Here is a 25,551-nt window from a genome sequence, read left to right as displayed (position 1 = left end):
GATGAGTACGCGTTCAGGCGTCGTACGGGACGAGCATGTCGGCGCGCTGGTGAGTGACCTGACCAGCGACATGAGCCGGCTCGTTCGCGACGAGTTACAGCTGGCCAAGGCCGAGCTGAAGGACAAAGGCAAGGAGGCCGGTGTCGGTATCGGCCTGTTCGGTGGGGCCGGCACGTTCGCGCTCTACGGTCTCGGTGCGCTGATCGCCGCGGCCATCTGCGGGCTCGCCGTCGTACTACCCGCGTGGCTGTCGGCGCTGATCGTCGCCGTCGCGCTGTTCGCCGTCGCCGCAGTCGCGGCGGTGCTGGGCAAACGTCATGTCAGTCACGCCACTCCGCCCATTCCGCAACGTGCCGTCGAGGGTGTCCACGAGGACATCGAAGCCCTCAGAGGCCATCACCCGGAAGGGACTCTCACCTCATGAAACACCGCGACGACATCTCCGAGACCGAGGCCTTGCGCCTCGAACTCGAGCAGACTCGCCAGCACCTGGCCGACACCGTCCAGGAGCTCACTCACCAGCTCAACGTCCCGAAGCGGCTGAAGGAGTCAGCCGCCGAGGCAGGCAGCCGGGTGAAGGCGAACGCCGGCGTCGCCGGTCAGCGGATCCGCGCCAACGCCGGCTACGCCGGTCTCCGCGTGAAGGACACCGCAACCCAGGTCCCCGCCCTCACAAAGCAGCACCCCAAAACCACAGCCGCCGTAGGTGGCGCCGTACTGCTAGGTGCCGGCGCAGCCGCCTGGCTCGCCACCCGCTCCAAGTAACCCCCGCACACACCAACGGATATCCCTCGGCGTTGCCCCTTCTCCCCCCTTCACAAGGGGTCAGAAGGGGCAAGCGCGCGGGTTATCCGTTGGTGTTATCCCCTTGCCGGCGATGGTCGGTACGGCGGGTTTTTGGCGGGTGGACGGTGAATTGTGAGGGTTATCCCCTGTGTTGGGGACGAGGGGATGCATACACCAGACAGGTTTGGCATTCTCCGGAGAAGTAGCGACAGGTAGTCCCCCGGTCGCTATTCGTATCCGCCGCCCAACGGAGTGAGGCCCGCCCATGTCGTACCGTCATGCCCTGACAACCCTCGCCGTACTCGCCACTGCCGTCGCCGTACCGGCCACCACCGCCAGCGCAGCACCGGCCCCGCAAGCCGCGCCGACCACGGTGTCGTCGTACACCGGTTCACCGGAGGACCAGGCCGCCAACAAGGCGTTCTACGACGCGGTGATGAAGTCCGCGCTCGCCAAGCACGCCGCCGCGGCGAAGGCCGGCCAGAAGCTGGCCGCGGTCACCGTCACCTACCGGGTGAACGCGCCGACCTTCCGCACCCAGATCAACCGCAGCACCCAGATCTGGAACGGCTCCGTCACCGACGTCCGCCTGGCCGAGGTCAGCAGCGGCGGCGACTTCTACTACCGCGAGGGCAACAGCTCGCGCGGTTCGTACGCCTCGACTGACGGCCGCGGTCACGGCTACATCTTCATCGACTACCGCCAGGCCCAGCAGTACGACTCGACCCGGATCACCGCGCACGAGACAGGCCACGTGCTTGGCCTTCCGGACCACTACTCTGGCCCGTGCTCGGAGTTGATGTCGGGTGGTGGCCCTGGCCCGTCCTGCACCAACGCGTACCCGAACTCCGCCGAGCGCAGCCGGGTCAACCAGATCTGGTGATCGACCAGTAGACCCCTCCCAGTCCGGGAGCCTCCGCTGCAAGGGGCTCCCGGACTGTGTTTTTCAGCAGGCGGCGGCGCGCTCGAGCAGGAGGGTGCGTTCGCGTTCGTTGCGAGTGAGGCCGGCGGCCTTCTCGAACTCCTTGCGCGCCTCGTCGAGGCGGCCGAGTTTGAAGAGCAGGTCCCCGCGAACGCTCGGCAGCAGGTGATAGTCCTTCAGCGACGGCTCGTCGGCGAGAGCGTCGACCGCCTCCAGCCCTTGCTCAGGCCCGAACGCCATTGAGATCGCGACCGCACGATTCAGCTCGACGACCGGTGACGGGACGAGCTGCGCCAGTACGGCGTACAGGCCGGCGATTCGCTCCCAGTCGGTGTCGTCGGGGTCGGCGGCTCGGGCGTGGCAGGCGGCGATCGCAGCCTGCAGGAGGTAAGCGCCGGGCGGTTTTTCGAGGGCCCACGCACGGTCGAGACCGGCCAGGCCGCGGTTGATCAGCAGGCGGTCCCAGCGCCGCCGGTCCTGATCGAGGAGGAGAACCGGCTCGCCATCGGGGCCGACGCGGGCGTTCGCACGGGAGGACTGCAGTTCCATCAGGGCAAGCAGTCCGAGGACCTCGGGCTCATCCGGCATCAGCTCGACCAGCAACCGCCCGAGCCGCATCGCCTCGTTACACAGCGCCGGCCGCATCCAGTCGTCACCGGCGGTCGCGGAGTAACCCTCGTTGTAGATCAGGTAGACGACCTCGAGCACACTGCCCAACCGATCAAGCAACTCCGGCCCAGCCGGCACCTCGAACCCAACCCCGGCCTTCGCCAGGTTCCGCTTCGCCCGCACGATCCGCTGCGCAATCGTCGCCTCCGGCGCCAGGAACGCCCGCGCGATCTCGTCGGTCTTCAACCCACCCAGCAACTTCAGCGTCAACGTCACCCGCGCATCCATCGTCAACACCGGATGGCACGCAGTGAACACCAGCCGCAACAGGTCGTCCTCGATGTGATCCTCGAGAATCGCCTCCACGTCGTCCTCGACGCTCTCCCCGTCGATCTCCAGCTCATGCCCCATCTCGGCAAGCTTCCGCTGGTACGTCTCCTTGCGCCGAATCAAGTCGATCGCCCGCCGCTTGGCGATCGCCATCAACCAAGCACCCGGATTATTCGGTACGCCGGACTCCGGCCACTGCTCGAGCGCCGCCACCAACGCGTCCCCCGCCAGCTCCTCCGCCAAGCCCACATCCCGCACGATCCGAGCCACCCCGGCCACAATCCGCGCCGACTCGATCCGCCACACCGCATCAACAGCCGCCGCTGCTGCCCCGTCAACCGTCACCCGCCGAGTGAACAACACCCCCGCCCCAACAGCAACCCACCCTCCCGCGCCATTTGACTGGCTGGCCAGCCATATCGGGGGTTCAGCACCCTGGTTATGGGTGTAGAACCCCCAAGCTCGGTGGCTAGCCAGCGAAATGGGGACAGGACGGAGGTTGGGGGGTTACGGGGTGTAGAGGTCTGAGGTGGGGGCGAAGTCGGCTTCTTCTACTACTCGGCGGACTTCTACCTCGTTGCCGAGGGCTTCGGCGAGGCGGGCGGCCCATTCGACTGCTTCGTCGCGGGAGCGGACCTCGACGACCATGACGCCACCGATCAACTCCTTGGTCTCGGCGAAGGGGCCGTCGGTGACGGTACGGCGGCCGTCGGCGACGCTGACGCGGGCTCCGAGGGAGCTGCGGTGGACTCCTTCGGCGAACAGGAGGACGCCGGCCTTCGAGAGGTCCTCGACGACCTTGCCGACGCCTTCCATCACGGATGGGGCCGGGAACTTACCGGCTTCGCTGTCTGCGTCGGCCTTGTTGATGATCATGTAGCGCATGGGTGTCCCTTTCGGTCGGTCTCTTACTCTCACGTCGAGCGACCGAACGCCAGATCGACACTCACCCGCGCAAGGATTCGGCGATCAGCGGTGCCGTCAATTCGTACAGGCGACGTGCGTTGGCCGGGTCGAAGGTCGGCAGGTCCGGATCGACCGGCATACCGACTGCTCGCAGGATCAGCCGCTCGCCTGGCTGGGCGTCCATCACCGCGAGTGTGTCGCGCACACTCTCGGCCGGTGACTTGGCGAGCACTGCGCCGAGTGCACGAGTGATCGTCCGGAACGGCTGTGGGAGGTGGTTGGTCCCCGACCGCGTGAATGGCGGCTGGACGCCGAAGTACTTGGTCCGGCCGTCCGGGTGGTTCTGCAGGTAGTGGATCGGCAGGAGGTCGTTCGCCCGGCCGCCCGACAGGATGGTCTTGAGGACGCTGTATTTCCGCGTGCTCTGCAGGTCGTCCCACTGCACCGCGCCCTTGGTGATCCCGGTCGCGCCGATGTTCGTGATGATCGGCGTCTCGCCGCGTTCCAGCAGGTCGGTCAGGCCGTAGCTCAGCAGGAAACGGCTCAGGTAGTAGAGGACGAAGGTCGCCTCCAACCCGTCCACCGTCTCCCGTCGCTTCAGGAACGGCAGCATCGCGGTCAGAACCAACGCATCGAGCGCCTCGTGCCGACTCTCAACCTCGGCGATCACCCGCCGGTTCTCCGCGATCGACATCAGATCCGCGGCCACGAACCCCGCCTCCCCGGGCAGCCCCTCGGCGTCGGTCAGAAACGCCCGCCCGCGTTCCGGCGTACTGCCGATCACCGTCACCCGCGCCCCTTGCCGCAGGTAGTGCAACGCGATCTCGCGCCCCATCCCCGTCGTACCGCCGGCTACCACCACGTTCCGCATCGCCCAGCTCCTCAAGTCATCGATCGGTGACTTAGAGGCTAGTCAGCCGCCGAGTACGATGTCAACACTCGATGACTTGGAGGCCGGATGACCGAGCACCCTGGGCGGAAGCGGGACCGGGAGGCGACCCGGGCCCGGCTGCTGGAGTGCGCGCGGCTGCGCTTCGCCCGCGATGGGTACGACGGGACGTCCGTCCGCGACGTGGCCGGAGACGTCGGGGTGGACGCGGCCCTCGTGTTCCGGTACTTCGGTTCCAAGTCGGGTCTGTTCGGCGAGGCGATGGCCACCTCACAGGAGGCCGTCGTACTGCCGGACGGCCCGGTCGAGGAGTTGCCGGCCAAGCTCCTGCACCAACTGGTCTTCGAGGACTGGGCGGAGTACGCAGGGGAGCACCCGCTGATCGCGATGCTTCGCTCGGCCAGTCACGAGGACATGCGCGACCGCGTCCGCCAACAGGTCTGCGAGGGCTATCTCGGCGTTCTGTCAGAGCTTGCCGAGGGCAACGATGACAAGGACCTCCGGACCGAACTCTTCGGCGCCTGGCTGCTCGGCATCGGCATCCTCCGCACCGCCGTCGGTACGCCGAGTCTGACCAAGGCCACCGAGGCCGACCTCACCCCGCACCTCGCCGCCGTCGCGAAGGCTCTCTTCGGCCGCGAGGTGCCAGTCGGGTAACTCAGCTCGGCTGGTCGCCCTCGGGCTGGTAGGCGCAGGCGTCGACGAGGTTCTGGGTCGGCGGCGGCGTGGTCTTGGTGTCCGACGGAGGCTTCGTGGTCTTCGGCGGGGTCTTGCCCGGCGGCGTCGCGGGCGGCGCCGGCTGCTCGAGCGCCTTCTCGATCGCCTCGCGCATCCCCTCGTAGTCGGGGTGCAGGTACTTCATCTTCAGCTTCGACACGTCGAGGTTGATATTCGCGACCGTGCCCGACTTGACCTTGAGCGCGAGCTGGACAAGCGCCGGCAGCAACTCCTGCGGGATGTCGGTCCGGAGCAGGTGCTGACCGGCCTTCGCGATCGCCTGGTACTTCGTGACCAGCGTCGCCGGGTCGGCCGCGTCGACCATCGCCTTGATCGTGCAGCGCTGGCGGATCTGCCGCTGGTCGTCGTCGGCGTTGTACCGGCCGCGGGCGAACCAGAGCGCGTGCCGCCCGTCCAGGTGCTGCTTCGGGCCGGGCTCGATCCACTCCTTCGGCGGGATGTGCGCACTGCTGACCCCGCCCATCGCCACCCGCTCGTTGACGTTGACTGTGATCCCGCCGAGCGCGTTCACGAGCTCGGGGAAACCGGTCAGGTTCACCTGCAGGTAGTAGTCGATCTTCAGCCCGGTCGCCTCACCGACCGACTGCTTCAGTACGTCGGCGCCCTCGTTGTCGGAGGGACCGAGGATGCCGGGGTGCGCGTCCGGGATGTTCTGGTACATCGCGGTCAGCATCCACTCCAGCCGGCCTTCCAGGCTGAGGCCTTCCTTGCCGAAACCGTTCGGGTACTTCTTGTACAGCGGCGAGTCCTTCGGGAACGGCATGAAGGTCAGCTGCCGCGGCATCGAGATCAGCGAGGTGTTGCCGGTCCGGGTGTCGATACTCGCCACGATCACCGTGTCGGTGCGGACGCCCTCGCGGCTCGGGGCGTCGTCACCGCCGAGCAGCAGCAGGTTGAGCCGCGGCTTGTCCTCCCACGGGTCCTTGACGTTCACCGTCTTCGGCCGGGTGGCGCTCTTGCTCTCCCCCTGCGCGACGAACACGTCCTGCACGAGCGTCCGCTGCGCGAGCACGGTCTGTACGGCGAACGCCGTCGGAGCCGCGATGGCGAAACAGAGCACGCCGACGAACGTCGCGCCGATCGCCCGGCCACCGGCCCGGCCCGTTGCCGGACGCAACGATCGGTGCGAGGCGACGATCACGATGATCCAGAGCAGCGCGATCGCCGCGATCGAGACCGAGGTGGTCAACAGCCAGCTCGGATCGACGGCAGCCGTCAGAACCTCCTCGCGACGGGTCAGACCGACGTACGCGCCAAGACCGGCCAGACCGAGGGTGATGGTGAGGACGAACGCACCGATCTTCCGGCGACCGCCGACGATCAGTCCGATTCCGGGCAACAACGCACCCAGCAGGGTCAGGCCCAGCACCTTCGGTACCGAGCGTGGCCTTGTGACCGCCGTGTGCGAGTGTCTCCCCATCGACTCCCCTGTCGCCGTCCCCAGTCAGTGTGCATCGTTGGACCACACCTCTACATCTCCAGACGTGTTACAGGGTGATTCGGTTGTCATACGGGGTGATGGCCGCCGGCAAACCCCTCGGTTTCGACCAGGGCCCGGATGACGCCGGCGATCCGTTCCGGCGGGGACCAGCCGCTCGTGTCGGCGTTCGGCATGGCGCTGCGATTGGCCGCGGTGTCGATGGTTCCGGGCAGGACCGTGTTCACCCGGATGCCGTCCTTGGCGTACTCCACGTGGAGGGCATCGGCGAAGGCGAGCAGCGCGGCCTTGGACGAGATGTACCCCGCCGCACCGGAGAACGGCTTGATCGCCGCCCGACTCGACGTACAAACGATTGTTCCACCGCCGCCCGCGATCAGGTGCGGGAGGACGGCCTGGGTGATCAGGTACGTCGGTCGCAGGTTGAGCCGGAATTGGTCCTCGAACTGTTCGATCGGCGTCTCGTGCACCCGCGCCCCCTGGGCGAACCCTCCGATCAGGTTCACCAAGGCCCGCACCGGCGCGCCGACCTCCGAGGTCGCCAGCGCAACCACATCAGCCACCCCGGCCGGATCGAACGGGTCAGCCACGATCGGCGTCAACGCCGGATCCGCCCCGAGCCGCTCCAGCGACTCCTCCGACCGCCCCGGCACCACCACCCGCCACCCACTCGCGAGAAACCCCTCCACAACCGCCCGCCCCAACCCACCGGTGCCACCGGCAACAACCACAGTCCGCTCCATCATGGGTGGAGCCTAGAGGCCGCCACCCTCCGAACGACAGGACGTATACGCCCACTGGACCACCTCCGCACGCGGTCGTGAGCGCGGCCGTGCGGGCTGGCGCGGGTATACGTCCTGTCGGTGTGCAGATGAGTATTCGGTCGCGGTGGGGTGGCGGCCGGGCTAGCGTCGCGGGATGCGGATTCTGACGTTGGGCGGGAACGGGTTTGTCGGGCGCGCGGTGGTGGAGGATGCGCTGGCGCATGGGGCGGAGGTGACGTCGTTCAGTCGGGGGTTGAGCGGGACCGCGCTGCCGGGTGAGGTGGTGCAGCTGGTCGGTGATCGAGAGGCTGGGGACTACGAAGCGTTGAGGTCCGGCGAGTGGGATGCGGTTGTCGATCTCAGCGGGTATCAGACCAAGCAGGTGGACGAGGCGATGGACGTGCTCGGGGATCGCGTCGGGCGGTACGTGTTCGTGTCGAGTCATGCGGTCTACGTGCGGGATCTGCCGGCTGGGACGACCGAGGACGCCCCTCGGCAGGCTCCGTTGCGCGCGTCCGACGTTCTGACGAATGAGACGTACGGGCGGTGCAAGGTCGCCTGCGAAGATGACGTACTGGAGCGGTACGGCGACCGCGCGACCCTCGTGCGGCCGGGGCGCGTGACCGGTCCGGGCGACTCGTCCGTGACCGCTCTTTATTGGGTACGGCGTGGCGCGCGGGGCGGGCGTGTCGCCGTACCAACCTCGCCCGAGCAGCCGCTGCAATTCATCGACAGCCGCGATCTCGCGCGGCTCGTGGTGCAGCTGATCACCGATGATCGGCCGGGTGCGTTCAATGCGATCGGTCCGGAGAGCACCATCGCCGAACTGATCACCACGGCAGCCGAGCTCGCCGGCACCTCGGTCGAACTCGTGCAGGTTCCGGCGGACGCCGTACCGGAGCGCTTCCCGCTTGTCGAGCCCGAGGAGGTGTGGCTCGCCCGCCGCCGCGACCCGTCCAAGGCCCGCGCCGCCGGCATGCCGGTCACCCCGCTGAAGCAAACCCTCGCCGACCTCCGAGCCTGGGACCACGACCGCGGTGAACCCCCACTGGACATTGGCCTGTCGCCCGAGGCGGAGGCCGAACTCCTGCAGGGTCGGTAGGTCGGCTCTCGGGGAGCGCCAAGATGCGGCCGGCGTCCTGCAGGGGCGGTCGGTCAGCTCTCGGGGAGGGCTAGGGTGCGGCCGGCATCGCGGGCGGCGTTGATGGAGCGGGTGAACGTGTCTCGGAGGGCGCTGGCCTCGTCGGCGAAGCCTTGGACGACGGTCGTGTCGCCGACGGGTTCGGTGCGGGCGAGGAGTTCGATGTAGCGGTCGCCGTCGGCGAGGGCGGCTTCGGCGCGGAGGGCGGCGTCGGCGGAGCGGACGCGGTGGGCGTAGCGCTCGAGCAGGTCGACCTTGCGTTCGATGGCGGCGACCGACAACGCGAGTGCGCGGCGTTGCGGGCCGAGGACGGTGTCGAGCTCGGCGGTCGCCATCCCGCGAGCGACGTCGCGCTGCCGGGCGCGGAGGACCGTCTGCTCGCGGAGCACCTGCGCGATGTCCCACAGCTGCTCGGGCAGGACCAGCTCGTTCTGCATGTCGTCGAGCAGGCCGCGCCGGGTAACTGTTGCCTCAAGCACCGTTTTCACCGACCGCTGCGCCCGCCCCAGCAACCGGGCCGCCGGGTCGTCGAAATCCCCCGGCAGCAGGTACGACCCGTGCTGCACCCGGACCGCCTTGTGTCCCCGGTCTTCAACCATCGACTTGACCAGCACTCCGCCGGTCGCGAGTACGGCGATCCCCGCCAACGCGACCGAGATCCACACCGCGACCTCAGCCGGCAACGTGCCCGCCATGATGATCACCGCCAGCAGCCACCCGCCCACCCACACCGCGACCCACACCAGCAACTGCCCCAGTGTGTTCGCCGGCGCCACCGACCACCACGTCTGCCGCTTCGGCCGCGGCCCGTCCGCAGCCACGAACAACTCCGGCCGATGCCCGTACAACCGCCGTACCGCTTCCGGCACACCAGGTGCGAACACCGGCTCCATCGCCACCTCCGCTGAGCTCGTCACCACTCAGCGTAGCGGTCTGAAGCCATCAGCCGACGTCGTTGGCGGTCCAGGCGCAGTAGAAGCCGTCGTTGTAGAGGGAGGCACAGGCCTGAAGCTCGTTCTCGTTCCCCCAGTACATCCGGGTGTAGGCGTAGCCCTGGAAGTCCGTCGCGTCCCAGTCGATGTAGCCGTCCCGGCCGCGATAGCGGATCATCACCGTCTCGTCCTGGGACCCGTTTTTCAGTTCGGCGTACCACTTGATCCGCCCGTACGAGTCCGGCATGTTCGCGCACCGGATCAGCCGGATGATGCGATTGAGCTTCACGCGGGTGTTGTGAGCGGTGCAGCTTTCCTGGGTGGTTGCGTGCGCCGGGACAGCGACGAGGCCGGCGGAGGTGGCGACGACCGCGGTCATCAGCGCGAGGGTGCGACGGAGCTTCATGCTGTTTCTCCCTTGACGGTTGGGATGCGTTGGTAGGTGTGGAGGGCTACGCCGGTGGCGTAGGTGGTGGTTTCGGTGAGGTGGAGGGGGAGGTGAGGGGTGGAGTCGAAGAGGCGTTTGCCGGGGCCTAGGAGGAGGGGGTGGACGAGGAGGACGAATTCGTCGACCAGGTCGGCGTGCAGGAGTTGGGGGACGACGGTGGTGCTGCCCCAGAGGCCTATTTCGGAGTGGCGGGTTTTGAGGTCGGTGACGACCGCCGCGAGGTTGCCTTCTACTCGGGTGGAGTTGTTCCAGCGGAGGTGGGTCAGGGTGGAGGAGGCGACGTACTTGGGTTGCTCGTTCAGTCGGGCGGTTCGTGGGTCGGCTGGGTCGGCGGTTGGCCAGTAGTTGGCGAAGAGTTCATAGGTACGGCGGCCTAGCAGCAGCGCGTCGGCGGCCAGGACCGAGCGGGTGATGAGCCGGGTGAGCGCGGGATCGGCGTACGGCGTGGTCCAACCACCGAAGGTGAAGCCGCCGTCGGGGTCCTCGTCGGGCAGGCCTGGGGCCTGGACCACCCCGTCGACACTCATGAACGCGGTCACCACGAGCCTGCCCATTGGCTCACGAGACCATCGGGGGTGCGGCGCGGACAACCGCACCGGTACGTAGAGCAGTACGTAGCCGGGTAGCTGACAAATTAGGTAAGGCTATGCTTTGCTCCATGCGCGAAGCGGTGGGGCTGGCCGGTGACGAACTGTGCTTGGGGTATCACGGACAGCGCGTGGTCGACGGGGCGTCGCTGCGGATCGAGGCGGCCAGTGTGACCGCGCTGGTCGGGCCCAACGGCAGCGGTAAGTCGACCTTGCTCCGGGCGCTCGCCCGGCTGCATCAGCCGGAGTCCGGCAGCATCACGTTCCCCGACGGCGGGGACGCGCTCGCCTTGTCCGCCAAGGAGTTCGCCCGCAAGGTGACCCTGTTGTCGCAGTCGCGTCCGACGCCGAACGGCGTGAGTGTCCGCGACGTCGTCGGGTACGGGCGCCATCCGCACCGAGGCCGCTGGCGCGGTGACGATCCGGACGGGCATCGGGCGATCGAGCACGCGATGGAGGTCACCGGGGTCACCCGGATGGCTGATCGCGCGGTCGACGAGCTGTCCGGTGGCGAACTGCAACGCGTGTGGCTCGCGACCTGTCTGGCCCAGGACACCGGTGTCCTGCTGCTCGACGAACCGACCACTTTTCTCGATCTGCGCTACCAGATCGAGATCCTCGACCTGATGCGTGACCTGGCCGACGACCACGGGGTCGCGGTGGGCGTCGTACTGCACGACCTCAATCAGGCCGCAGCGGTCGCGGACCGGATCGCGCTACTCGATCAGGGGCGAGTACGGGCGACCGGAACCCCGGCCGAGGTCTTGGACGCCGACGCGCTGTCCGAGACCTACGGCATCGCGATCGAGGTGGGGACCGACCCGGCCACCGGCCTGGTCAGCACTCGCCCGATCGGCAAGCACCTCAGCCGTATCCCGACCAACTGAAAGTTCTCCGTCATGAAGCGAACCACCTTCTTCGTCGCCGCGGCGCTGCTCGCCCTGACCGCGTGCGGGACCAGCGAGCCCGCCGCCTCGGCCGGCGACGACCCGACCACCAGCGCGGCCGGCCCGGTCTCGATCACCGATTCGCGCGGTAAGAAGATCGATCTCAAGGGTCCCGCCACCAAGGTGGTCGGCCTCGAGTGGGGCGTGGTCGAGAACCTGATCTCCGTCGGTGTGATGCCGGTCGGTGTCGCCGACGTCAAGGGCTACAACGCGTGGGTCACCGCCGCCAAGCTCGACTCGACGGTGAAGGACGTCGGCACCCGCGGCGAGTCCAGCGTGGACGCGATCGTTGCCCTGAACCCCGACCTGGTGATCACCACCAGCGACGAGTCCGCGAGCGCGATCGCCGGAATGGAGAAGGCCGTCCCGGTCCTCGTCGTCCACGCGGCGGACGCGAAGAACGCGATCCCGCAGATGAAGACCAACCTCGAACTGACGGCGAGCGCGGTCGGCAAGACCGTGAAGGCCCAGCAGATCAACGCCGACTTCGACAAGGCCCTTGCCGCCGGCAAGCAGAAGATCACCGACGCGGGCAAGGCCGGTACGTCGTTCACCATGGTCGATGGGTACAAGGAAGGCAGCACGCTGTCGATCCGGATGTACACCTCCGGCTCGCTGCTCGGTGCCGTCGGCAACGAACTCGGCCTGAAGAACGCCTGGCCGGCTGGTGGCGACAAGGACTACGGCCTGGCGCAGACCGATCTCGAAGGCCTGACCAAGCTGAAGGACGGCGAGTTCCTCTACATCGCCAACGACGCCGACGGCGGTGACGTGTTCGGCAAGGACCTGGCCGGGAACGCGATCTGGAAGAACCTGCCGTTCGTGAAGAGCGGCAACGTGCACCGACTGCCGGACGGCATCTGGATGTTCGGCGGCCCGAAGTCGACCGAGCAGTTCATCGACGCAGCGGTCAAGGCTGTCACCTCTTGACCCAGGTCATCACCGCACTGGAGACAGTGCACCAGCCGGTACGGCGGATCCGCGTCGCCGGCGTGTTCGTCATCGCGCTGGCCGCGATCGTCGTACTGGCTGGGATCCACCTCACCCAGGGCACCTCGACAGTCGGCGCCGGGGATCTGATCAAGCTGGTGTTCGGCCAGGGCACCGACAACGCGGCGAACGTTCTCGTCGCGTCCCGGCTGCCCCGGCTGCTGGCCGGCGTCCTGGTGGGCCTCGCCCTCGGGGTCGCCGGTGCCGGTCTGCAGTCGCTGGCCCGCAACCCACTCGCCTCGCCCGACACGTTGGGGGTCAATGCTGGGGCGTACCTGACGGTTGTAGTGGTGGCGGCACTCGGCATCCACCTGCCGGTTCTTCCGGCCGGTGGTGTCGCGTTCGCCGGCGGGCTGGCGGCTGCCGTTCTGGTTCTCGCATTGTCCTCGGGCGGTGCTTCCGGGCATACCCGCCTCATCCTGGCCGGGTCCGCGGTCGCGATGGCACTGGGTGGCATCACCACGTTGCTGATGCTGCTCTATCGCGAGGAGACGGTCGGGACCTACACCTGGAGTGCGGGCACGCTGGTCCAGACCGATCTGAACGCCTTCAACCAGATGGCACCGGTCGTTGTTGTCGGCATCATCGGTTCGTTGCTACTGGCCACCAAGCTGGACATCCTTGCCCTCGGCGACGACACCGCCGCCGTACTGGGAGTGCATGTACGGCGGGTGCGTGTCCTCACCACCCTGATCACCGTGCTGCTGTCCGCGGCCGCCGTGACGGTGACCGGACCGGTCGGTTTCGTGGGTCTGGTCGCACCGGTTCTCGTGCGACTGATGGCACCGGCCGTCCCGGGTCTGCTCCGGCACCGGGTCCTGCTGCCGTTGTCCGGACTGGCCGGCGTACTGGTTGTGTTGTTGTCGGATGTCAGTCTGCGGGCGGCGTTCGGCGGACAGGCGGGGGTCGAGATCCCGACCGGCATCATGACGATGATGGTCGGCGCGATTGTGCTGGTGTGGCTCGCTCGCAGGTACCGCGACTCCGGCGCGAGCCGGACGCCCGGCGGCGCGAGCTCCGGGGTTCGCAGCCGGCGGCGCTTTCTGCTGGCCACCGTTGCATTGCTCGTGCTTGTCGTGGCCGCTGCAATCTTCGCGATGCTCGCCGGGGATGCGTTCCTGCGGACCGGGGATATCGCCAACTGGATCAACGGTCGGTCTGGCCGGGCCATCACCTATGTTCTCGATCAGCGGTTCCCGCGTGTGCTCGCCGCGTTGCTCTGCGGTGCCGCGCTTGCGATCGCGGGCACGGCCGTCCAGGCGGTCTGCCGGAATCCGCTCGCCGAGCCGGGCATTCTCGGCATCACCGGCGGTGCTGGAGTCGGTGCGGTCGCGACGCTGATTATCTTGCCGTCGGCAAGCATCTGGCTGCTCTCCGGTGTCGCCGCAATCGCCGCGCTGGCGACGTTCGCGCTGGTCTATCTGGTGTCGTGGCGCGGCGGGCTGAGCTCGGACCGGCTGGTGCTGATCGGCGTCGGGGTCTCGTCGGCGGCGACTGCGGTCATCACACTGATGATCGTCGCCACCGATCCGTGGAACATCAGCCTCGCGATGACCTGGCTCTCCGGGAGCACCTACGGCCGGACACTCCCCCAGGTGATCCCGGTCGCGCTCGGCCTGCTCGTGCTCACGCCGCTGATCGCACATCACCGCCGCGAACTCGACCTGCTTGTGCTGAACGACGACGTACCGCGCATCCTCGGTGTTCGGCTGGAGCGGACCCGGTTGCTGATGCTGCTTTGCGCGGCCGTGATGACCGCGGCCGCGGTCTCGGCGATCGGCGTGGTTGGCTTCGTCGGACTGGTCGCGCCGCATGCGGCCCGCGCGCTGGTCGGCGGGAACCACAGCCGGATCCTCCCGGTGTCCGCACTGCTTGGCGCGGTTCTGGTGAGCGTCTCCGACAGTCTCGGCCGCACGCTCCTCGCGCCGGCTCAGATCCCGGCCGGGCTGCTCACCGCGCTGATTGGAGCGCCGTACTTCGTCTATCTCTTGTGGCGCACGCGGGTTCCGGTCGCGCGATAGCTCCGGACTAGACCCCTACAGCGATACTGTGCAGCCCCAGCACTAATCGTCCAGGGGGAACCGATGTCGCGTACCAAAGCCGGGTTGGCCACCACAGCAATCGTGCTGTCAGGAGCCTTGGCCGCGTGCGGCGGTGAGTCGGGCAGCGCGGGTGGTACGCCGTCGAGTGCGCCGACGACCGGCAGCACCGCGACCGTGCCGACCACCGCACCAACCCCGTCGGCACCGCCCAGTACGCCTGCTGCGAAGCCGAAGGATGCGGCGACGATCGCGAAGGCGCTCGGCCTGGGGAAGGTCCATGTGTGGACCGCCGAGACCGACCCGAACAAGCTGCTCGGTCGGCCGGGCAGCTACACCTCGGCCGCGACCGTCATCGACAAGAGCGTCGACTGCTCGGACCCCGCGCGACCAGACACGGCCTGCGGCGCTCGGGTCGAGGTGTTCGAGACTCCGGCGGTCGCGAAGAAGCGATCGACGTACATCCAGGGGATCCTCGAAGGCGGCGGGGCGCTCGGCACGGAGTACCACACCATTGTCGGCAGCACGCTGCTTCGGGTGACCGGGGAGCTCACGCCGAAGCAGGCGGGCGTCTATGCCGCCAAGTTCAAGTCCGTGTCAGGATGAGTCCATGCTGCGCGAACTGCACCTGACCGGGGATCCGGCCGCGGACAAGCTGCTCAACGACGACCCGTTCGCCCTGCTGGTCGGGATGCTGCTGGACCAGCAGTACCCGATGGAGCACGCGTTCGCGGGACCGCGGAAGATCGCGGACCGGATGGACGGGTTCGACCTGCACAAGATCGCCGCCTCGGACATCGAGGAGTTCGTCGAACTGTGCGTGACCCCGCCGGCCATCCACCGGTACGGCGGCTCGATGGGCCGCCGCGTGCACGCGCTCGCGCAGCACATCATCGAGAACTACGACGGGAACACCGCGAACCTGTGGACCGCCGGTCGCCCGAAGCCGGACGGCGCTGAGGTGCTGAAGCGGTTGAAGGCGCTGCCCGGGTTCGGTGAGCAGAAGGCGAAGATCTTCCTCGCGATGCTCGGCAAGCAGCGCGGTGTCGAGCCGAAGGGCTGGCGCGAGGCGGCCGGCTCGTACGGCGACCGCGGTTCGCGGCGTTCGATCGCTGATGTGGTCGACGCCAAGTCGCTCGGCGAGGTCCGTGCCTTCAAGAAGGAAGCGAAGGCGGCGGCCAAGGCGGCTACAGCCTGACTGCCAGTCCGTCCAGCATGAGTTCGAGCCCGAACGCGAACAGCTGGTCCAGGTCGTAGTCGAAGTCCCAGTCGTCCGACAGGAGATCGCGGAACGCGGTCAGGTTGCCGGCCGCGATCAGGGTCGCCATCTGCTCGGACTGCCGCTCGGCCCAGTCGTCGGCGGTCATCCCAGTGTCCTGCTCGGCCTGCGCCTCGGTCTCCATCGCCTGCGCTAGGCCGCGGACATAGCCGAAGACGCTGATCACGGCGTACATGGCGGTTGTCTTGTCCAACGGCTTGAACGCGGCCAGCAGCGCGTCGGTGTGCGGCAGTATCTGCGGCAGGACTTGCGGTCGGCCGACACTGACCGCACCGGCCAGCCAGAGGTGAGCCCGGTACGCCGCCCACTGGGTCTGCGCGACCGCGGTCACGCGGGCGCGCCAATCGCCGTACAGGGCTGGGAGCGGGAACTCGCCGAAGGCGGTGTCGACCATTTGCAGGACGAGGGTTTCCTTGCCGCCGACATGCCGGTACAGGGCCATCGTGGAAACGCCGAGCTCGGCCGCGATCCGGCGCATCGACACGGCAGGTAGTCCCTCCGCATCCGCGATCGCAATCCCCATCCGGACCACCTGCCCACGATCCAACGCAAGGCCGGATCCGGAGTCGGAGCCAGGCTCGTTGCGTGGCGCGGACGCCTGGGCGGTCGGTGGCGCGGGCGCCTGGGCGGTCGGTGGCGCGGGCGCCTGGGCGGTCCGTGGCGATGGGCCGACGCCAGGGCCGTTGCGTGCCGCGGGGCCCGGACGTGTCCGGCTTGTGCGTGGCGGTGGGCCGACGATGGTGCCGACGCCGGGGCTGGCGTGCACTAGGCGCTCGTCCTGTAGCGCCCGTAGCGCCTTGGTGGCGGTCGCCATGGCGACGCCGAAGTCGCGTACGAGACTGCGGGTCGACGGGACCCGCTCCCCCGGCTGCAGCTCGCCGGTCTCGATCCGCCGCCGAAGCTCGGCGGCGATCACCTGGTACGGCGACTCGCTCATCCGGCCTCCATGATCACAGTGTGCCTGACATGCGGGTTGTCCCTTGTGCTCGGTGCAATTGCCTGCCCAAACCCGGTACGGCGGCCTATGCTCGCTGGGGGAATGGGAGGTACGCGGATGGACGTCCGGGACCTGGATCGCCGCGCCGGCGCAGCACTGGGGGAAATCATCATGCAGGTGCGGCCTGAGCACCTCAGCCTGCCGACGCCCTGCCCCGACTGGACCGTGCGCGGATTGCTCCGGCACATCGTCAGCGAGAACGAGGGCTTCGCCGCCGCGGCCATCAACGGCTCGGCGCCGGTGCAGACCTGGAACGGCGGCCGCCTGGGCGACAACCCGGCCGGCGCGTACCGGCGGTCCAACGTCGCCGTGGCGGATGCGTTCGCCGACGGCGGCGCGCTGGACCGGCTGATGGAGGTTCGCGAATACGGCTCGTTCCCGCGCCGCATCGCGCTGACCTTCCACCACCTCGACTGCGTCGTGCACGCCTGGGACCTCGCCCGCGCGATCGGCATTCCATACAGCCCACCGCGCGACCTGGTCGAGGCCGCGCTCGACCTGGCCCGCCGGATCCCCGACACCGACTCGGCCCGCGGCCCAGGCGCCGCCTTCGAGCGCAGCGTCAAAGTCTCCGGTACGGCGTCCGAGTTCGACCAGCTACTCGGCCTGCTCGGCCGCAATCCGGAGTGGACCGTCTGAGTAGCTCGGCAGGTCGATCGCATCCGGCTTCCCGACTGTCAGCTTGCCCATGACCTTGGAGAGCGGGCGCGACGTCATCAGCCGGATCATCGCGTCGCGGTAGCCGATACCGAACCCGGTCATCGGCATCGCCATCTTGATTCCACCCGGCGGCAGTTCCATCCGCTGATCGACGTACGCCTGCATCTTGCGCTGGTATTCCGGGAACGCTCTTTGGTGATCGCCGTCTGCCTGCGCTAGTTCACCAGCGAGGACATAGGCGCCGACCAGGGCGAGCGCCGTACCGTGGCCGGCGAGCGGTGAGCCGCAGTACCCGGCGTCGCCGACCAGCGCGACGCGGCCCTGCGACCACTCCGGTACGGCGACGCGGCTGGTGCTGTCGAAGTAGAAGTCCTCCGCGGTGGGCAGCTGGGCCAGCAGGTGTTCCGTGTGCCAGCCGAGTCCCTTGAACCGCTCTTGCAGCAAGGCCTTCTGCGCGGCGACATCGCGGTAGTCGTAGTCGATGACCGGCGACCGGAAGCTCAGCAGCGCCTTCGCGAACCGCGGATCGTGATCGGGCCGCAGCCCGACCCAGCGCCCGCGGGGTGCGGTGTAGACCTTCATCCAGTGCTTCAGATCCTCGGGAGCCTGGACCGTGAAGTACGACGTGTAACCGCCGAGGTGCTGCACGAACTTCGCATGCGGCCCGAACGCGAGCCGCCGTACCCGCGAGTGCACACCATCAGCCCCGATAACCAGGTCGAACCGTCGCCGCGACCCACTCGCGAACGTGACGTCGACCCCGTTCGCATCCTGGTCGAGCTGCGTGACCGAGTCGCCGTACAGGTACTCGACCTCTTGGGTTGCCTCGGCCAGAACCTCGGCGAGATCACCCCGGAGGATCTCAATCTCCGCAACCGGCCCGGCCCCGTCGAACAGTTCGGCCGGCATCGCCACGCTCCGCCGCCCATCGGCCCGCACATACTCGAACCCGCGCTCATGCAGCTGCCGCCCCTTGATCGCCGGAAGCAACCCCATCCGCTCCGCCACTTCCTTGGAGACGCCCCGCAGGTCAACCGTCTGCCCACCCGGCCGAGGCCCCGCCGCCACCTCCACCACCGTCGGCGCGAACCCCGCCCGCCGCAACCAGAACGCAAGCGCCGGCCCCGCAATCCCACCACCGCTGATCAACACACTCTTCGTCATCACAACCACCCCTCATCAACTAGTGCGCGTACGCCGTACATTGCACTAGCCGACCGCGACACCACCACCGCGCACTAGAACACCAGCCCGCAGCGCACTAGTACGGAGTCAGAGAGTGAGCGCTAGGCGGGTGGCTTGGTCGATGGCTCGTTTGGCGTCTAGTTCGGCGGCCAGGGCGGCGCCGCCGATGATGTGGACGGGGCGGCCGGCGGTGGTGAGGGTGTCGGCGAGGTCGCGGACGGATTCTTGGCCGGCGCAGATGACGATGGTGTCGACAGGGAGGATTCGGGGCTTCTCGTGTTGGGGGCCGAAGGTGAGGTGCAGGCCTTCGTCGTCGATGCGTTCGTAGTTGACGCCGCGGAGTTGCTCGACCTGCTTGTTCTTGAGGGCGGCGCGGTGCACCCAACCGGTGGTTTTGCCGAGGCCGGCGCCGATGCGGCCGGGCTTGCGCTGCAGGAGGTAGACCTGCCGCGGTGACGCTTCCGGCTGCGGTACGGCGAGGGCTCCACGGGCGACCGTGGGATCGGCGACACCCCACTCGGCCTTCCAGGCATCGAGATCGAGGGTGGGCGAATCGACGGTGGTGAGGAACTCGCTGACATCCACGCCGATTCCGCCGGCCCCGATCACCGCCACCGAGCCGCCGACCGGCTTCCCTTCGCGGACAACCTCGACGTACGAGAGCACCTTGGGGTGATCGATACCGGGGATCGAGGGCACCCGCGGTACGACGCCCGTCGCGAGCACGATCTCGTCGAATCCGGCCAGGTCGTCGGCGCTCGCCCGGCGCCCCAGGTGGACCTTGACACCGGTGAGCTCGAGGCGACGGTGGTAGTACCGGATCGTCTCGGCGAACTCCTCCTTGCCCGGGATCCGACGCGCGATCCCGAACTGGCCGCCGATCTCCTGGTCAGCCTCGAACAGTTCGACGTCGTGACCGCGTTCGGCCGCAGTGACGGCCGCGGCCAGCCCAGCCGGACCGGCGCCGACGACCGCGATGTGCTTGGCCTTGCGAGTCGGCAGCAACTGAAGCTCGGTCTCGCGAGCCGCACGCGGGTTGACCATGCAGCTCGCCTTCTTCTTGGCGAACACGTGATCCAGACAGGCTTGATTACAAGCGATGCAGACGTTGATCTCGTCAGCCCGATCGGTCGTTGCCTTGCGCACCCAATCCGGGTCGGCCAGGAACGGACGGGCCATGCTGATCAGATCGGCGTCACCGCGGGCGAGCACCTCTTCCGCGACCTGCGGGAGGTTGATCCGGTTCGACGTGACAACCGGGATGCTCACATGCGGTTTGAACGCGGCCGTCACGCTGGTGAACGCGGCCCGCGGCACAGAGGTGACGATGGTCGGCACCCGCGCCTCGTGCCAGCCGATCCCGGTGTTGATGATCGACGCCCCGGCCGCCTCGATCTCCTTGCCCAGTGCAACGACCTCATCCCAGGTCTGACCGCCCTCGACCAAGTCGGCCATCGAGAGCCGGTAGATGATCAGGAAGTTCGGTCCGACCCGTTCGCGGGTCCGGCGGACGATTTCGACCGCGATCCGGCGGCGGTTCTCCGCGCTACCACCCCACCGGTCGGTGCGCTTGTTCGTGCGCTCGGCGAGGAACTGGTTGATGAAGTACCCCTCCGACCCCATGATCTCGACACCGTCGTACCCGGCCTCTTGCGCCAGCGCGGCACAGTCGACGTACGCCGTGATCTGCTTGCGGACGCCGCGGTCGGACAACGCGCGCGGCTTGAACGGGTTGATCGGCGCCTTGAGTGCGGACGCGGAAACGCTGAACGGGTGGTACGAATACCGCCCGGCATGCAGGATCTGCAGCGCGATCTTGCCGCCCTCGGCATGTACGGCGTCAGTCAGCAGCCGATGCTTGCGCGCCTGCCGGCGAGTGCTGAGCGTGGACCCGAACGGCGTCAGCCAGCCGGTGCGGTTCGGCGCATAACCGCCGGTCACCATCAGGCCGACACCACCGCGCGCCCGCTCAGCGAAGTACGCCGCAAGCTTCGGCAGATCGCTCAACCGATCCTCGAGACCGGTGTGCATCGACCCCATGATGACGCGGTTCGGCAGCACCACATGACCGAGATCGAGCGGCTCCAGCAGGTTCGGATATGCGGTCATGATTCCTCCTGGAGGGCTTCGGTCACTTCGTCGCACCAGGCCACGAACGACTCCTCGGCGCGGATGCCACCGCGCAGTACGAGGTATTGATGAAGTTCACGGCCGTTCAGCGTGGTCGGCTTCGGGAAGTCCTTGGCCTGGATCCCGCGGTACACCTCGAGCCGGGTGGCGTGCTCGGCCCGGTGCCGTGCCACCTCACGCAGTACGGCGTCGATCCCGCCGATCGAGGCGGCGCGCAGCTTGACCCCGAGGGCATCGCGCAGGATCGCGACCTCGCCCGGCTCGGCGATCCATCGGGCGAGCTCGGCGCGGCCGCCGTCGGAGATCCGGTAGACCTTCTTGTCCGGCCGACCCTCCTGGGCGACCTCGGTGTGGGTGACCCAGCCGGCCTCGTCCATCCGGCGCAGTACCCGGTAGATCTGCTGATGGGTGGCCGGCCAGAAGTAGCCGATGGACCGGTCGAACCGCCGGGCCAGCTCGTACCCGGAGCCGGTCCGCTCGGTCAGCGACACGAGGATCGCGTGTTCCAGTGCCATGTGGTGAGCGTACCTATGCAACGAGGTGCAGTGCACCTGGTTGCAGCGCAGATCACAGCCCGACTCCCGGACAGGCTTGTCAGGATCTGAGACAATAGTTGCAGACGCCATCTATCTTGATTGGGATCATCATGGACCAGCAGGCCCACCCGACGAAGACGACGTTGCCTGGGATCGGCACCCGGTACGACCTGATCACCCTCGGCGGGAAACACGTCTCGGTGGTGGTCCGCAACGACGGCCGGCGCTACCTCGGCTTCCACGATCCCGAGGACGACGACGCCTGCACGAACTCGGTCCCGCTCGATCCCGGCGAAGCGGCCGCGCTCGCGAACCTGCTGATCCCCGACCAACTCGACCCGGTCCGGAACGAGATCGAGATCGACCTGGTCACCGAACACATCCCGATCACCGCCAAATCGCCGTACGGCGGCCGCACACTCGGCGACACCCAGGCCCGCAGCCGGACCGGGGCGTCGATCGTCGCGGTCCTCCGCCGTACCGGCGCGACCCCGTCACCGGCGCCCGACTTCCGGTTCGCGACCGGCGACACCCTGGTCGTCGTCGGGACCCGTGAAGGCGTGGACGCCGTGGCCGACCTGATCGCGGGAGGGTGAGATGCACGAAGACATCACCATGCTGCTGATCGAGCTCGGCGCGGTCATCCTTGCCCTCGGCATCCTCGGCCGGATCGCGAGCCGATTCGGGTTCTCGCCGATTCCTCTTTATCTGTTGGCCGGATTGGCTTTCGGGCACGGCGGATTGTTGCCGTTGGCAGCCAGTGAGGAATTCGTTGCCACCGGCGCCGAGATCGGCGTCATCCTGCTTCTGCTGCTACTCGGTCTCGAGTACACGGCATCGGATCTGGTCGGCACACTCAAGACGCAGTACTTGTCGGGCATCGTCGACTTCATCCTGAACGCCTTGCCCGGCGCGGCCGTCGCGCTACTCCTGGGCTGGGGCCCGGTAGCGGCAGTCGCATTGGCCGGTGTCACCTGGATCTCATCGTCCGGCGTCATCGCAAAGGTGGTCGGCGACCTCGGTCGGCTCGGTAACCGCGAAACGCCTGTGGTGCTGGGGATTCTGGTCCTCGAAGACCTGTCAATGGCGGTCTACCTACCGATCCTGACCGCACTGCTCGCCGGCGTCGGCCTGGCCGGCGGCAGCATCACGCTACTGATCTCGCTCGGCACGGTCAGCATCGTCCTGTTCATCGCCCTCCGCTACGGCCGCGTGATCAGCCGCGCGGTGTCATCCGACAACCCCGAGATGCTGCTCCTCGTCGTACTCGGCCTGACCCTCCTGGTTGCAGGCATCGCGCAGCAACTGCAGGTGTCGGCGGCTGTCGGCGCCTTCCTGGTCGGAATCGCCCTGTCAGGCGAGGTTGCCCACGGCGCCCGAAACCTCCTGAGCCCCCTCCGCGACCTCTTCGCCGCAGTCTTCTTCGTTTTCTTCGGCCTGAGCACCGACCCCGCCGCGATCCCACCAGTCTTTGCCATCGCCCTCGGCCTGGCAGTCCTGACCGCCCTCACCAAGATCGCCACCGGCTGGTACGCCGCCCGCCGCGCCGGCGTAGGAACCGCAGGCCGCTGGCGAGCCGGCGGAACCCTGGTCGCCCGAGGCGAATTCTCCATCGTCATAGCCGGCCTGGCGGTCGGCGTCGAACCCCGCCTAGGCCCCCTAGCCACCGCCTACGTCCTCATCCTCGTAATCCTCGGCCCCCTAGCCGCCCGCTACACCGAACCCATCGTCCGCCGCTTCACCAACCGCAAACCCCTTGAAGCCCCGGCAATCGAACGCCTCGACGACACCGCCAACAGCACGACCAGTTAGAACAACGCGTCGCCGCGTTCGTGGTCCAGGAGGGCTTGTTTGCGGTGCAGGCCGCCGCCGTACCCGGTGAGGTTGCCGGTTGAGCCGACTACGCGGTGGCAGGGGACGATGATGCTGACTGGGTTCTTTCCGTTCGCCAGGCCGACGGCGCGGGCAGCGCCCGGGACCATCCCGAGGTCGCGGGCGAGCTCGCCGTACGTCGTGAGCTCGCCGTACGGGATGTCCTGAAGGGCGGTCCAGACGCGTTGCTGGAAAGGCGTTCCGGTCAGCTTGAGTGGTACGTCGAAGGTCGTGCGGCCGTGCTCGAAGTACTCGATGAGTTGTTCGGCGACGGCGGGTAACACGGAGTCGTCACGCGAACCGAAGGTCTCGATCGCGGGCAGATGGCGCTGCTGATCCATGTAGAGCCCGGCCAGCTCACCGGTGTCGGCCGCGACCAAGGTGAGCGGGCCGATCGGGCTGTCCATGACGGCGTACGTCATTTGCTGATCCGGTAGAGGACGTGCCGCTTCAGGCGGTGGCCATCCGGGATGTTGGGATGGTCGAAGTCCTCGTCGTGGGTCATGCCGATCTTCTGCATGACGCGCTGGGACGGGAGGTTGGTGGTCGCGGTGAACGAGATGATCTCGGTGAGACCGGCCGAGCCGAAGCCGAAGGCGAGGGCGGCGCGGGCCGCCTCGGGCGCGTAACCGTTGCCCCAGGCACTCTTCGCCAATCGCCAGCCGATCTCCACCCCCGGCAGGAACGCCGCCTCGAACCGCGGCACCGCCATCCCGGTGAACCCGATGAACTCCCCAGTCGACCGCACCTCCACTGCCCACAACCCCCACCCCTGGTCGGCGATCGACGCAGACGCGCGGTCGATCAGGGCGTCGCTTTCCTCGCGAGTCACCAACCGAGGGAAGTGTTCCATCACCGCCGGGTCCGCGTTCAGCCCGGCGAACGGTTCGCGATCGGAGTCGCGCCACTGTCGCAGCAGGAGGCGGTCGGTGGTCAGGTCGGGCATGCTCACTCCAGTCATTCCGGGATCTTGTTGATGGCGTGGTCGCCGGTCGCCCACAGGTACTGGACGGCGTAGGCGCGCCACGGCCGCCAGGCTCGTGCATGTTCGGTCAACGGTTTAGGTGCCTCGGGCAACCCAAGGTCACGCGCGGCATACCGGATGCCGAGATCACTGGCCACGAACGCATCCGGATCACCCAGCGCACGCATCGCGATCGACTCGACCGTCCACGGCCCGATTCCCGGCAGCGCGGTGAGTTGTTCGCGGGCGCGATCCCAGTCGGCGCCGGCACCGAGGTCGATCTCGCCGGCCGCGAGGGTTGCGATCAGCGTGGTGAGCGTCGTACGCCGGGACTTCGGGAACGCCAGCGTCTCCGGGTCCAAACCAGCGAGCGCCTGCATGGTCGGGAAGAGATGCGTGAGCCCACCAGCCGGGTCCTCGATCGGCTCACCGTGCTGCAGAACCAGCCTATGCGCATGCGTCCGCGCAGCCGCGGTCGACACCTGCTGCCCAAGCACAGCCCGTACGGCGAACTCTTCGCCATCCACCGTATGTGGAACCCGCCGCCCCGGCGCCTTCGCAATCAGCGGCGCGAGCACCGGATCGGTGGCGAGCAGTTCGTCGACAGCGATCGGATCGGCGTCCAGGTCGAGCATCCGGCGGCACCGGCTGATCGCGATCGCGAGATCACGCTGATCGGTGAGCGACAGTTGGCAGGCGATGTGGTCGGGCATCGGCTTGAGCGCGACGACACCATGACCGTGCGGGAGTCGCAGTGTGCGGCGGTAGTGGCCATCGCGCCACTCCTCCACACCCGGTACGCCGGTTGCGATCAGATGGCCGAAGAGGTTGTCCGGGGTCAGCGGTGCGCGGAACGGGAGTCGCAGCGAGATCGTGCCGGGTGCGACTGCCGTCGTACCGCGTCGTCCTCGAAGCTCGGTCGGAGATAGCGCGAAGACCTCTTGGACGGTTTCGTTGAAGGTCCGCACACTCGAGAAGCCCGCTGCGAACGCGACGTCGGCCATCTGTAGATCGCTCGTCTCGATCAACAGCCGCGCGGTCTGTGCGCGTTGGGCGCGGGCCAACGCGAGTGGTCCGGCACCAAGCTCGGCCAGCAGTTGTCGCTGGACCTGCCGGACGCTGTAGCCGAGCTGCGTCGCCAACCCCGGTACGCCGTCGCGGTCGACGACGCCGTCCGCGATCAACCGCATCGCGCGGGCGACGAGGTCGGCCCGGTCGTTCCACTCCGGGGATCCCGGGCTCGCGTCCGGGCGGCACCGCTTGCAGGCGCGGAACCCGGCCTGCTGCGCGGCGGCAGCGCTCGGGTAGAACTCCATGTTCTTGACCTTGGGCGGCACCACCGGGCAACTCGGCCGGCAGTAGATCCGGGTCGTCAGCACCGCGGTGAAGAACCACCCGTCGAACCGTGCGTCTTTCGACTGCACAGCCCGGACGCATCGCTCCCTGCATTCATACACATCCC

The 25,551-nt window shown here is 68.0% G+C and carries 28 protein-coding genes; 13 read left to right on the top strand and 15 right to left on the bottom strand.

Annotated features, from left to right (window positions below):
- The first annotated feature begins 1 nt into the window (after position 1).
- The 3 genes from ACFTSF_RS15550 to snpA all read left to right on the top strand — a co-directional run bounded on the left by ACFTSF_RS15550 (position 2) and on the right by snpA (position 1,669).
- Positions 2-424 carry a phage holin family protein gene (locus ACFTSF_RS15550; RefSeq protein ID WP_380154394.1) on the top strand — a complete coding sequence of 141 codons (423 nt, stop codon included), beginning with the start codon at positions 2-4 and terminating at the stop codon, positions 422-424.
- Complete coding sequence (locus ACFTSF_RS15545) at positions 421-765, top strand: DUF3618 domain-containing protein (protein ID WP_380154393.1); 345 nt, start codon at positions 421-423, stop codon at positions 763-765. Before ACFTSF_RS15550 ends, ACFTSF_RS15545 begins: the two co-directional genes overlap by 4 nt.
- Positions 766-1,051: 286 nt before the next feature.
- A complete protein-coding gene (gene snpA / locus ACFTSF_RS15540; protein WP_380154392.1) occupies positions 1,052-1,669 on the top strand; it encodes a snapalysin in 618 nt (205 codons plus the stop codon).
- 63 nt (positions 1,670-1,732) lie between these two features.
- Here the strand turns inward: snpA and ACFTSF_RS15535 are convergent, their stop codons facing one another.
- From ACFTSF_RS15535 to ACFTSF_RS15525, 3 genes are all read right to left on the bottom strand, one after another.
- Positions 1,733-2,992: an RNA polymerase sigma factor gene (locus tag ACFTSF_RS15535; RefSeq protein ID WP_380154391.1), complete on the bottom strand. Its 1,260-nt coding sequence runs from the start codon at positions 2,990-2,992 to the stop codon at positions 1,733-1,735.
- A 162-nt stretch (positions 2,993-3,154) separates the two neighbouring features.
- Positions 3,155-3,532: a YciI family protein gene (locus tag ACFTSF_RS15530; RefSeq protein ID WP_380154390.1), complete on the bottom strand. Its 378-nt coding sequence runs from the start codon at positions 3,530-3,532 to the stop codon at positions 3,155-3,157.
- Positions 3,533-3,593: 61 nt separating this feature from the next.
- Positions 3,594-4,424, bottom strand: coding sequence for an SDR family NAD(P)-dependent oxidoreductase (locus ACFTSF_RS15525; protein ID WP_380154389.1), 831 nt, complete (start codon positions 4,422-4,424; stop codon positions 3,594-3,596).
- Positions 4,425-4,511: 87 nt separating this feature from the next.
- Here ACFTSF_RS15525 and ACFTSF_RS15520 point away from each other — a divergent pair, with 87 nt between their 5' ends.
- A complete protein-coding gene (locus tag ACFTSF_RS15520; protein ID WP_380154388.1) occupies positions 4,512-5,099 on the top strand; it encodes a TetR/AcrR family transcriptional regulator in 588 nt (195 codons plus the stop codon).
- Between the two features lies 1 nt (position 5,100).
- Here the strand turns inward: ACFTSF_RS15520 and ACFTSF_RS15515 are convergent, their stop codons facing one another.
- Both ACFTSF_RS15515 and ACFTSF_RS15510 read right to left on the bottom strand, forming a co-directional pair.
- The gene (locus ACFTSF_RS15515; protein ID WP_380154387.1) at positions 5,101-6,600 is read right to left on the bottom strand and encodes an LCP family protein; all 1,500 of its coding nucleotides are present in this window, start codon (positions 6,598-6,600) and stop codon (positions 5,101-5,103) included.
- Between the two features lie 86 nt (positions 6,601-6,686).
- Complete coding sequence (locus tag ACFTSF_RS15510; RefSeq protein ID WP_380154386.1) at positions 6,687-7,364, bottom strand: SDR family NAD(P)-dependent oxidoreductase; 678 nt, start codon at positions 7,362-7,364, stop codon at positions 6,687-6,689.
- A gap of 172 nt (positions 7,365-7,536) precedes the next feature.
- Here ACFTSF_RS15510 and ACFTSF_RS15505 point away from each other — a divergent pair, with 172 nt between their 5' ends.
- Positions 7,537-8,484 carry an NAD-dependent epimerase/dehydratase family protein gene (locus ACFTSF_RS15505; RefSeq protein WP_380154385.1) on the top strand — a complete coding sequence of 316 codons (948 nt, stop codon included), beginning with the start codon at positions 7,537-7,539 and terminating at the stop codon, positions 8,482-8,484.
- 53 nt (positions 8,485-8,537) lie between these two features.
- Here the strand turns inward: ACFTSF_RS15505 and ACFTSF_RS15500 are convergent, their stop codons facing one another.
- From ACFTSF_RS15500 to ACFTSF_RS15490, 3 genes are read right to left on the bottom strand one after another with little or no spacing between them, the layout of a single operon-like run.
- Positions 8,538-9,440, bottom strand: coding sequence for a hypothetical protein (locus ACFTSF_RS15500; protein WP_380154384.1), 903 nt, complete (start codon positions 9,438-9,440; stop codon positions 8,538-8,540).
- Positions 9,441-9,465: 25 nt separating this feature from the next.
- Positions 9,466-9,861 (bottom strand): hypothetical protein, encoded by a 396-nt coding sequence (locus ACFTSF_RS15495; protein WP_380154383.1) that lies wholly within the window; start codon positions 9,859-9,861, stop codon positions 9,466-9,468.
- The gene (locus ACFTSF_RS15490; RefSeq protein ID WP_380154382.1) at positions 9,858-10,457 is read right to left on the bottom strand and encodes a dihydrofolate reductase family protein; all 600 of its coding nucleotides are present in this window, start codon (positions 10,455-10,457) and stop codon (positions 9,858-9,860) included. The genes ACFTSF_RS15495 and ACFTSF_RS15490 overlap by 4 nt, the downstream gene beginning before the upstream one ends.
- 104 nt (positions 10,458-10,561) lie before the next feature.
- Between ACFTSF_RS15490 and ACFTSF_RS15485 the strand changes: the two genes are divergently transcribed.
- The 5 genes from ACFTSF_RS15485 (at position 10,562) to ACFTSF_RS15465 (ending at position 15,664) form a co-directional block, all read left to right on the top strand.
- Entirely contained in the window at positions 10,562-11,377 is an 816-nt protein-coding gene (locus ACFTSF_RS15485; RefSeq protein ID WP_380154381.1) for an ABC transporter ATP-binding protein, read from the top strand.
- A gap of 12 nt (positions 11,378-11,389) precedes the next feature.
- Positions 11,390-12,367, top strand: a complete 978-nt coding sequence (locus ACFTSF_RS15480; protein ID WP_380154380.1) for an ABC transporter substrate-binding protein — start codon at positions 11,390-11,392, stop codon at positions 12,365-12,367.
- Positions 12,364-14,448: an iron ABC transporter permease gene (locus ACFTSF_RS15475; protein WP_380154379.1), complete on the top strand. Its 2,085-nt coding sequence runs from the start codon at positions 12,364-12,366 to the stop codon at positions 14,446-14,448. Before ACFTSF_RS15480 ends, ACFTSF_RS15475 begins: the two co-directional genes overlap by 4 nt.
- 63 nt (positions 14,449-14,511) lie before the next feature.
- A complete protein-coding gene (locus ACFTSF_RS15470) occupies positions 14,512-15,072 on the top strand; it encodes a hypothetical protein (protein WP_380154378.1) in 561 nt (186 codons plus the stop codon).
- A 4-nt stretch (positions 15,073-15,076) separates the two neighbouring features.
- Positions 15,077-15,664 carry an HhH-GPD-type base excision DNA repair protein gene (locus ACFTSF_RS15465; RefSeq protein ID WP_380154377.1) on the top strand — a complete coding sequence of 196 codons (588 nt, stop codon included), beginning with the start codon at positions 15,077-15,079 and terminating at the stop codon, positions 15,662-15,664.
- On the opposite strand, the gene ACFTSF_RS15460 is transcribed toward ACFTSF_RS15465, so the two are convergent.
- Positions 15,654-16,682: a GntR family transcriptional regulator gene (locus ACFTSF_RS15460; protein WP_380154376.1), complete on the bottom strand. Its 1,029-nt coding sequence runs from the start codon at positions 16,680-16,682 to the stop codon at positions 15,654-15,656. The genes ACFTSF_RS15465 and ACFTSF_RS15460 overlap by 11 nt on opposite strands.
- A 117-nt stretch (positions 16,683-16,799) precedes the next feature.
- Here ACFTSF_RS15460 and ACFTSF_RS15455 point away from each other — a divergent pair, with 117 nt between their 5' ends.
- The gene (locus ACFTSF_RS15455; RefSeq protein WP_344145137.1) at positions 16,800-17,381 is read left to right on the top strand and encodes a TIGR03086 family metal-binding protein; all 582 of its coding nucleotides are present in this window, start codon (positions 16,800-16,802) and stop codon (positions 17,379-17,381) included.
- Here the strand turns inward: ACFTSF_RS15455 and ACFTSF_RS15450 are convergent.
- The 3 genes from ACFTSF_RS15450 to ACFTSF_RS15440 all read right to left on the bottom strand — a co-directional run bounded on the left by ACFTSF_RS15450 (position 17,340) and on the right by ACFTSF_RS15440 (position 21,232).
- Positions 17,340-18,566, bottom strand: a complete 1,227-nt coding sequence (locus ACFTSF_RS15450; RefSeq protein ID WP_380154375.1) for an FAD-dependent monooxygenase — start codon at positions 18,564-18,566, stop codon at positions 17,340-17,342. The genes ACFTSF_RS15455 and ACFTSF_RS15450 overlap by 42 nt on opposite strands.
- A 108-nt stretch (positions 18,567-18,674) precedes the next feature.
- A complete protein-coding gene (locus ACFTSF_RS15445; protein WP_380154374.1) occupies positions 18,675-20,696 on the bottom strand; it encodes an FAD-dependent oxidoreductase in 2,022 nt (673 codons plus the stop codon).
- A complete protein-coding gene (locus tag ACFTSF_RS15440; RefSeq protein WP_380154373.1) occupies positions 20,693-21,232 on the bottom strand; it encodes a PadR family transcriptional regulator in 540 nt (179 codons plus the stop codon). Before ACFTSF_RS15440 ends, ACFTSF_RS15445 begins: the two co-directional genes overlap by 4 nt.
- A gap of 131 nt (positions 21,233-21,363) precedes the next feature.
- On the opposite strand from ACFTSF_RS15440, the gene ACFTSF_RS15435 reads away from it, so the two are divergent.
- Together ACFTSF_RS15435 and ACFTSF_RS15430 are read left to right on the top strand one after the other, a co-directional pair.
- Entirely contained in the window at positions 21,364-21,849 is a 486-nt protein-coding gene (locus tag ACFTSF_RS15435; RefSeq protein ID WP_344145129.1) for a TrkA C-terminal domain-containing protein, read from the top strand.
- Position 21,850: 1 nt separating this feature from the next.
- Entirely contained in the window at positions 21,851-23,065 is a 1,215-nt protein-coding gene (locus ACFTSF_RS15430) for a cation:proton antiporter (RefSeq protein ID WP_380154372.1), read from the top strand.
- On the opposite strand, the gene ACFTSF_RS15425 is transcribed toward ACFTSF_RS15430, so the two are convergent.
- The 3 genes from ACFTSF_RS15425 to ACFTSF_RS15415 are packed head-to-tail and all read right to left on the bottom strand — an operon-like array spanning position 23,062 to position 25,513.
- Positions 23,062-23,547 carry a methylated-DNA--[protein]-cysteine S-methyltransferase gene (locus ACFTSF_RS15425; RefSeq protein WP_380154371.1) on the bottom strand — a complete coding sequence of 162 codons (486 nt, stop codon included), beginning with the start codon at positions 23,545-23,547 and terminating at the stop codon, positions 23,062-23,064. The two genes, ACFTSF_RS15430 and ACFTSF_RS15425, sit on opposite strands and share 4 nt — an antisense overlap.
- Positions 23,544-24,086, bottom strand: a complete 543-nt coding sequence (locus ACFTSF_RS15420; protein WP_380154370.1) for a GNAT family N-acetyltransferase — start codon at positions 24,084-24,086, stop codon at positions 23,544-23,546. The genes ACFTSF_RS15425 and ACFTSF_RS15420 overlap by 4 nt, the downstream gene beginning before the upstream one ends.
- Positions 24,083-25,513: an AlkA N-terminal domain-containing protein gene (locus tag ACFTSF_RS15415; RefSeq protein WP_380154369.1), complete on the bottom strand. Its 1,431-nt coding sequence runs from the start codon at positions 25,511-25,513 to the stop codon at positions 24,083-24,085. Before ACFTSF_RS15415 ends, ACFTSF_RS15420 begins: the two co-directional genes overlap by 4 nt.
- Positions 25,514-25,551 lie beyond the last annotated feature (38 nt).

It is taken from the genome of Kribbella sp. NPDC056951, from assembly GCF_042674205.1.
Taxonomy (GTDB): domain Bacteria; phylum Actinomycetota; class Actinomycetes; order Propionibacteriales; family Kribbellaceae; genus Kribbella; species Kribbella yunnanensis.
This window is presented reverse-complemented; position numbering and strand designations above follow the sequence as displayed.

Bases quoted from the DNA above. Each gene is read 5' to 3' on its own strand.
- ACFTSF_RS15450 (WP_380154375.1), bottom strand. From the start codon at position 18,566: ATGACGAAGAGTGTGTTGATCAGCGGTGGTGGGATTGCGGGGCCGGCG.
- ACFTSF_RS15440 (WP_380154373.1), bottom strand. From the start codon at position 21,232: ATGGCACTGGAACACGCGATCCTCGTGTCGCTGACCGAGCGGACCGGC.
- ACFTSF_RS15530 (WP_380154390.1), bottom strand. From the start codon at position 3,532: ATGCGCTACATGATCATCAACAAGGCCGACGCAGACAGCGAAGCCGGT.
- ACFTSF_RS15520 (WP_380154388.1), top strand. From the start codon at position 4,512: ATGACCGAGCACCCTGGGCGGAAGCGGGACCGGGAGGCGACCCGGGCC.
- ACFTSF_RS15435 (WP_344145129.1), top strand. From the start codon at position 21,364: ATGGACCAGCAGGCCCACCCGACGAAGACGACGTTGCCTGGGATCGGC.
- snpA (WP_380154392.1), top strand. From the start codon at position 1,052: ATGTCGTACCGTCATGCCCTGACAACCCTCGCCGTACTCGCCACTGCC.
- ACFTSF_RS15510 (WP_380154386.1), bottom strand. From the start codon at position 7,364: ATGATGGAGCGGACTGTGGTTGTTGCCGGTGGCACCGGTGGGTTGGGG.
- ACFTSF_RS15515 (WP_380154387.1), bottom strand. From the start codon at position 6,600: ATGGGGAGACACTCGCACACGGCGGTCACAAGGCCACGCTCGGTACCG.
- ACFTSF_RS15495 (WP_380154383.1), bottom strand. From the start codon at position 9,861: ATGAAGCTCCGTCGCACCCTCGCGCTGATGACCGCGGTCGTCGCCACC.
- ACFTSF_RS15525 (WP_380154389.1), bottom strand. From the start codon at position 4,424: ATGCGGAACGTGGTGGTAGCCGGCGGTACGACGGGGATGGGGCGCGAG.
- ACFTSF_RS15545 (WP_380154393.1), top strand. From the start codon at position 421: ATGAAACACCGCGACGACATCTCCGAGACCGAGGCCTTGCGCCTCGAA.
- ACFTSF_RS15550 (WP_380154394.1), top strand. From the start codon at position 2: ATGAGTACGCGTTCAGGCGTCGTACGGGACGAGCATGTCGGCGCGCTG.
- ACFTSF_RS15425 (WP_380154371.1), bottom strand. From the start codon at position 23,547: ATGACGTACGCCGTCATGGACAGCCCGATCGGCCCGCTCACCTTGGTC.
- ACFTSF_RS15490 (WP_380154382.1), bottom strand. From the start codon at position 10,457: ATGGGCAGGCTCGTGGTGACCGCGTTCATGAGTGTCGACGGGGTGGTC.
- ACFTSF_RS15430 (WP_380154372.1), top strand. From the start codon at position 21,851: ATGCACGAAGACATCACCATGCTGCTGATCGAGCTCGGCGCGGTCATC.
- ACFTSF_RS15505 (WP_380154385.1), top strand. From the start codon at position 7,537: ATGCGGATTCTGACGTTGGGCGGGAACGGGTTTGTCGGGCGCGCGGTG.
- ACFTSF_RS15460 (WP_380154376.1), bottom strand. From the start codon at position 16,682: ATGAGCGAGTCGCCGTACCAGGTGATCGCCGCCGAGCTTCGGCGGCGG.
- ACFTSF_RS15470 (WP_380154378.1), top strand. From the start codon at position 14,512: ATGTCGCGTACCAAAGCCGGGTTGGCCACCACAGCAATCGTGCTGTCA.
- ACFTSF_RS15455 (WP_344145137.1), top strand. From the start codon at position 16,800: ATGGACGTCCGGGACCTGGATCGCCGCGCCGGCGCAGCACTGGGGGAA.
- ACFTSF_RS15420 (WP_380154370.1), bottom strand. From the start codon at position 24,086: ATGACTGGAGTGAGCATGCCCGACCTGACCACCGACCGCCTCCTGCTG.
- ACFTSF_RS15445 (WP_380154374.1), bottom strand. From the start codon at position 20,696: ATGACCGCATATCCGAACCTGCTGGAGCCGCTCGATCTCGGTCATGTG.
- ACFTSF_RS15485 (WP_380154381.1), top strand. From the start codon at position 10,562: ATGCGCGAAGCGGTGGGGCTGGCCGGTGACGAACTGTGCTTGGGGTAT.
- ACFTSF_RS15465 (WP_380154377.1), top strand. From the start codon at position 15,077: ATGCTGCGCGAACTGCACCTGACCGGGGATCCGGCCGCGGACAAGCTG.
- ACFTSF_RS15480 (WP_380154380.1), top strand. From the start codon at position 11,390: ATGAAGCGAACCACCTTCTTCGTCGCCGCGGCGCTGCTCGCCCTGACC.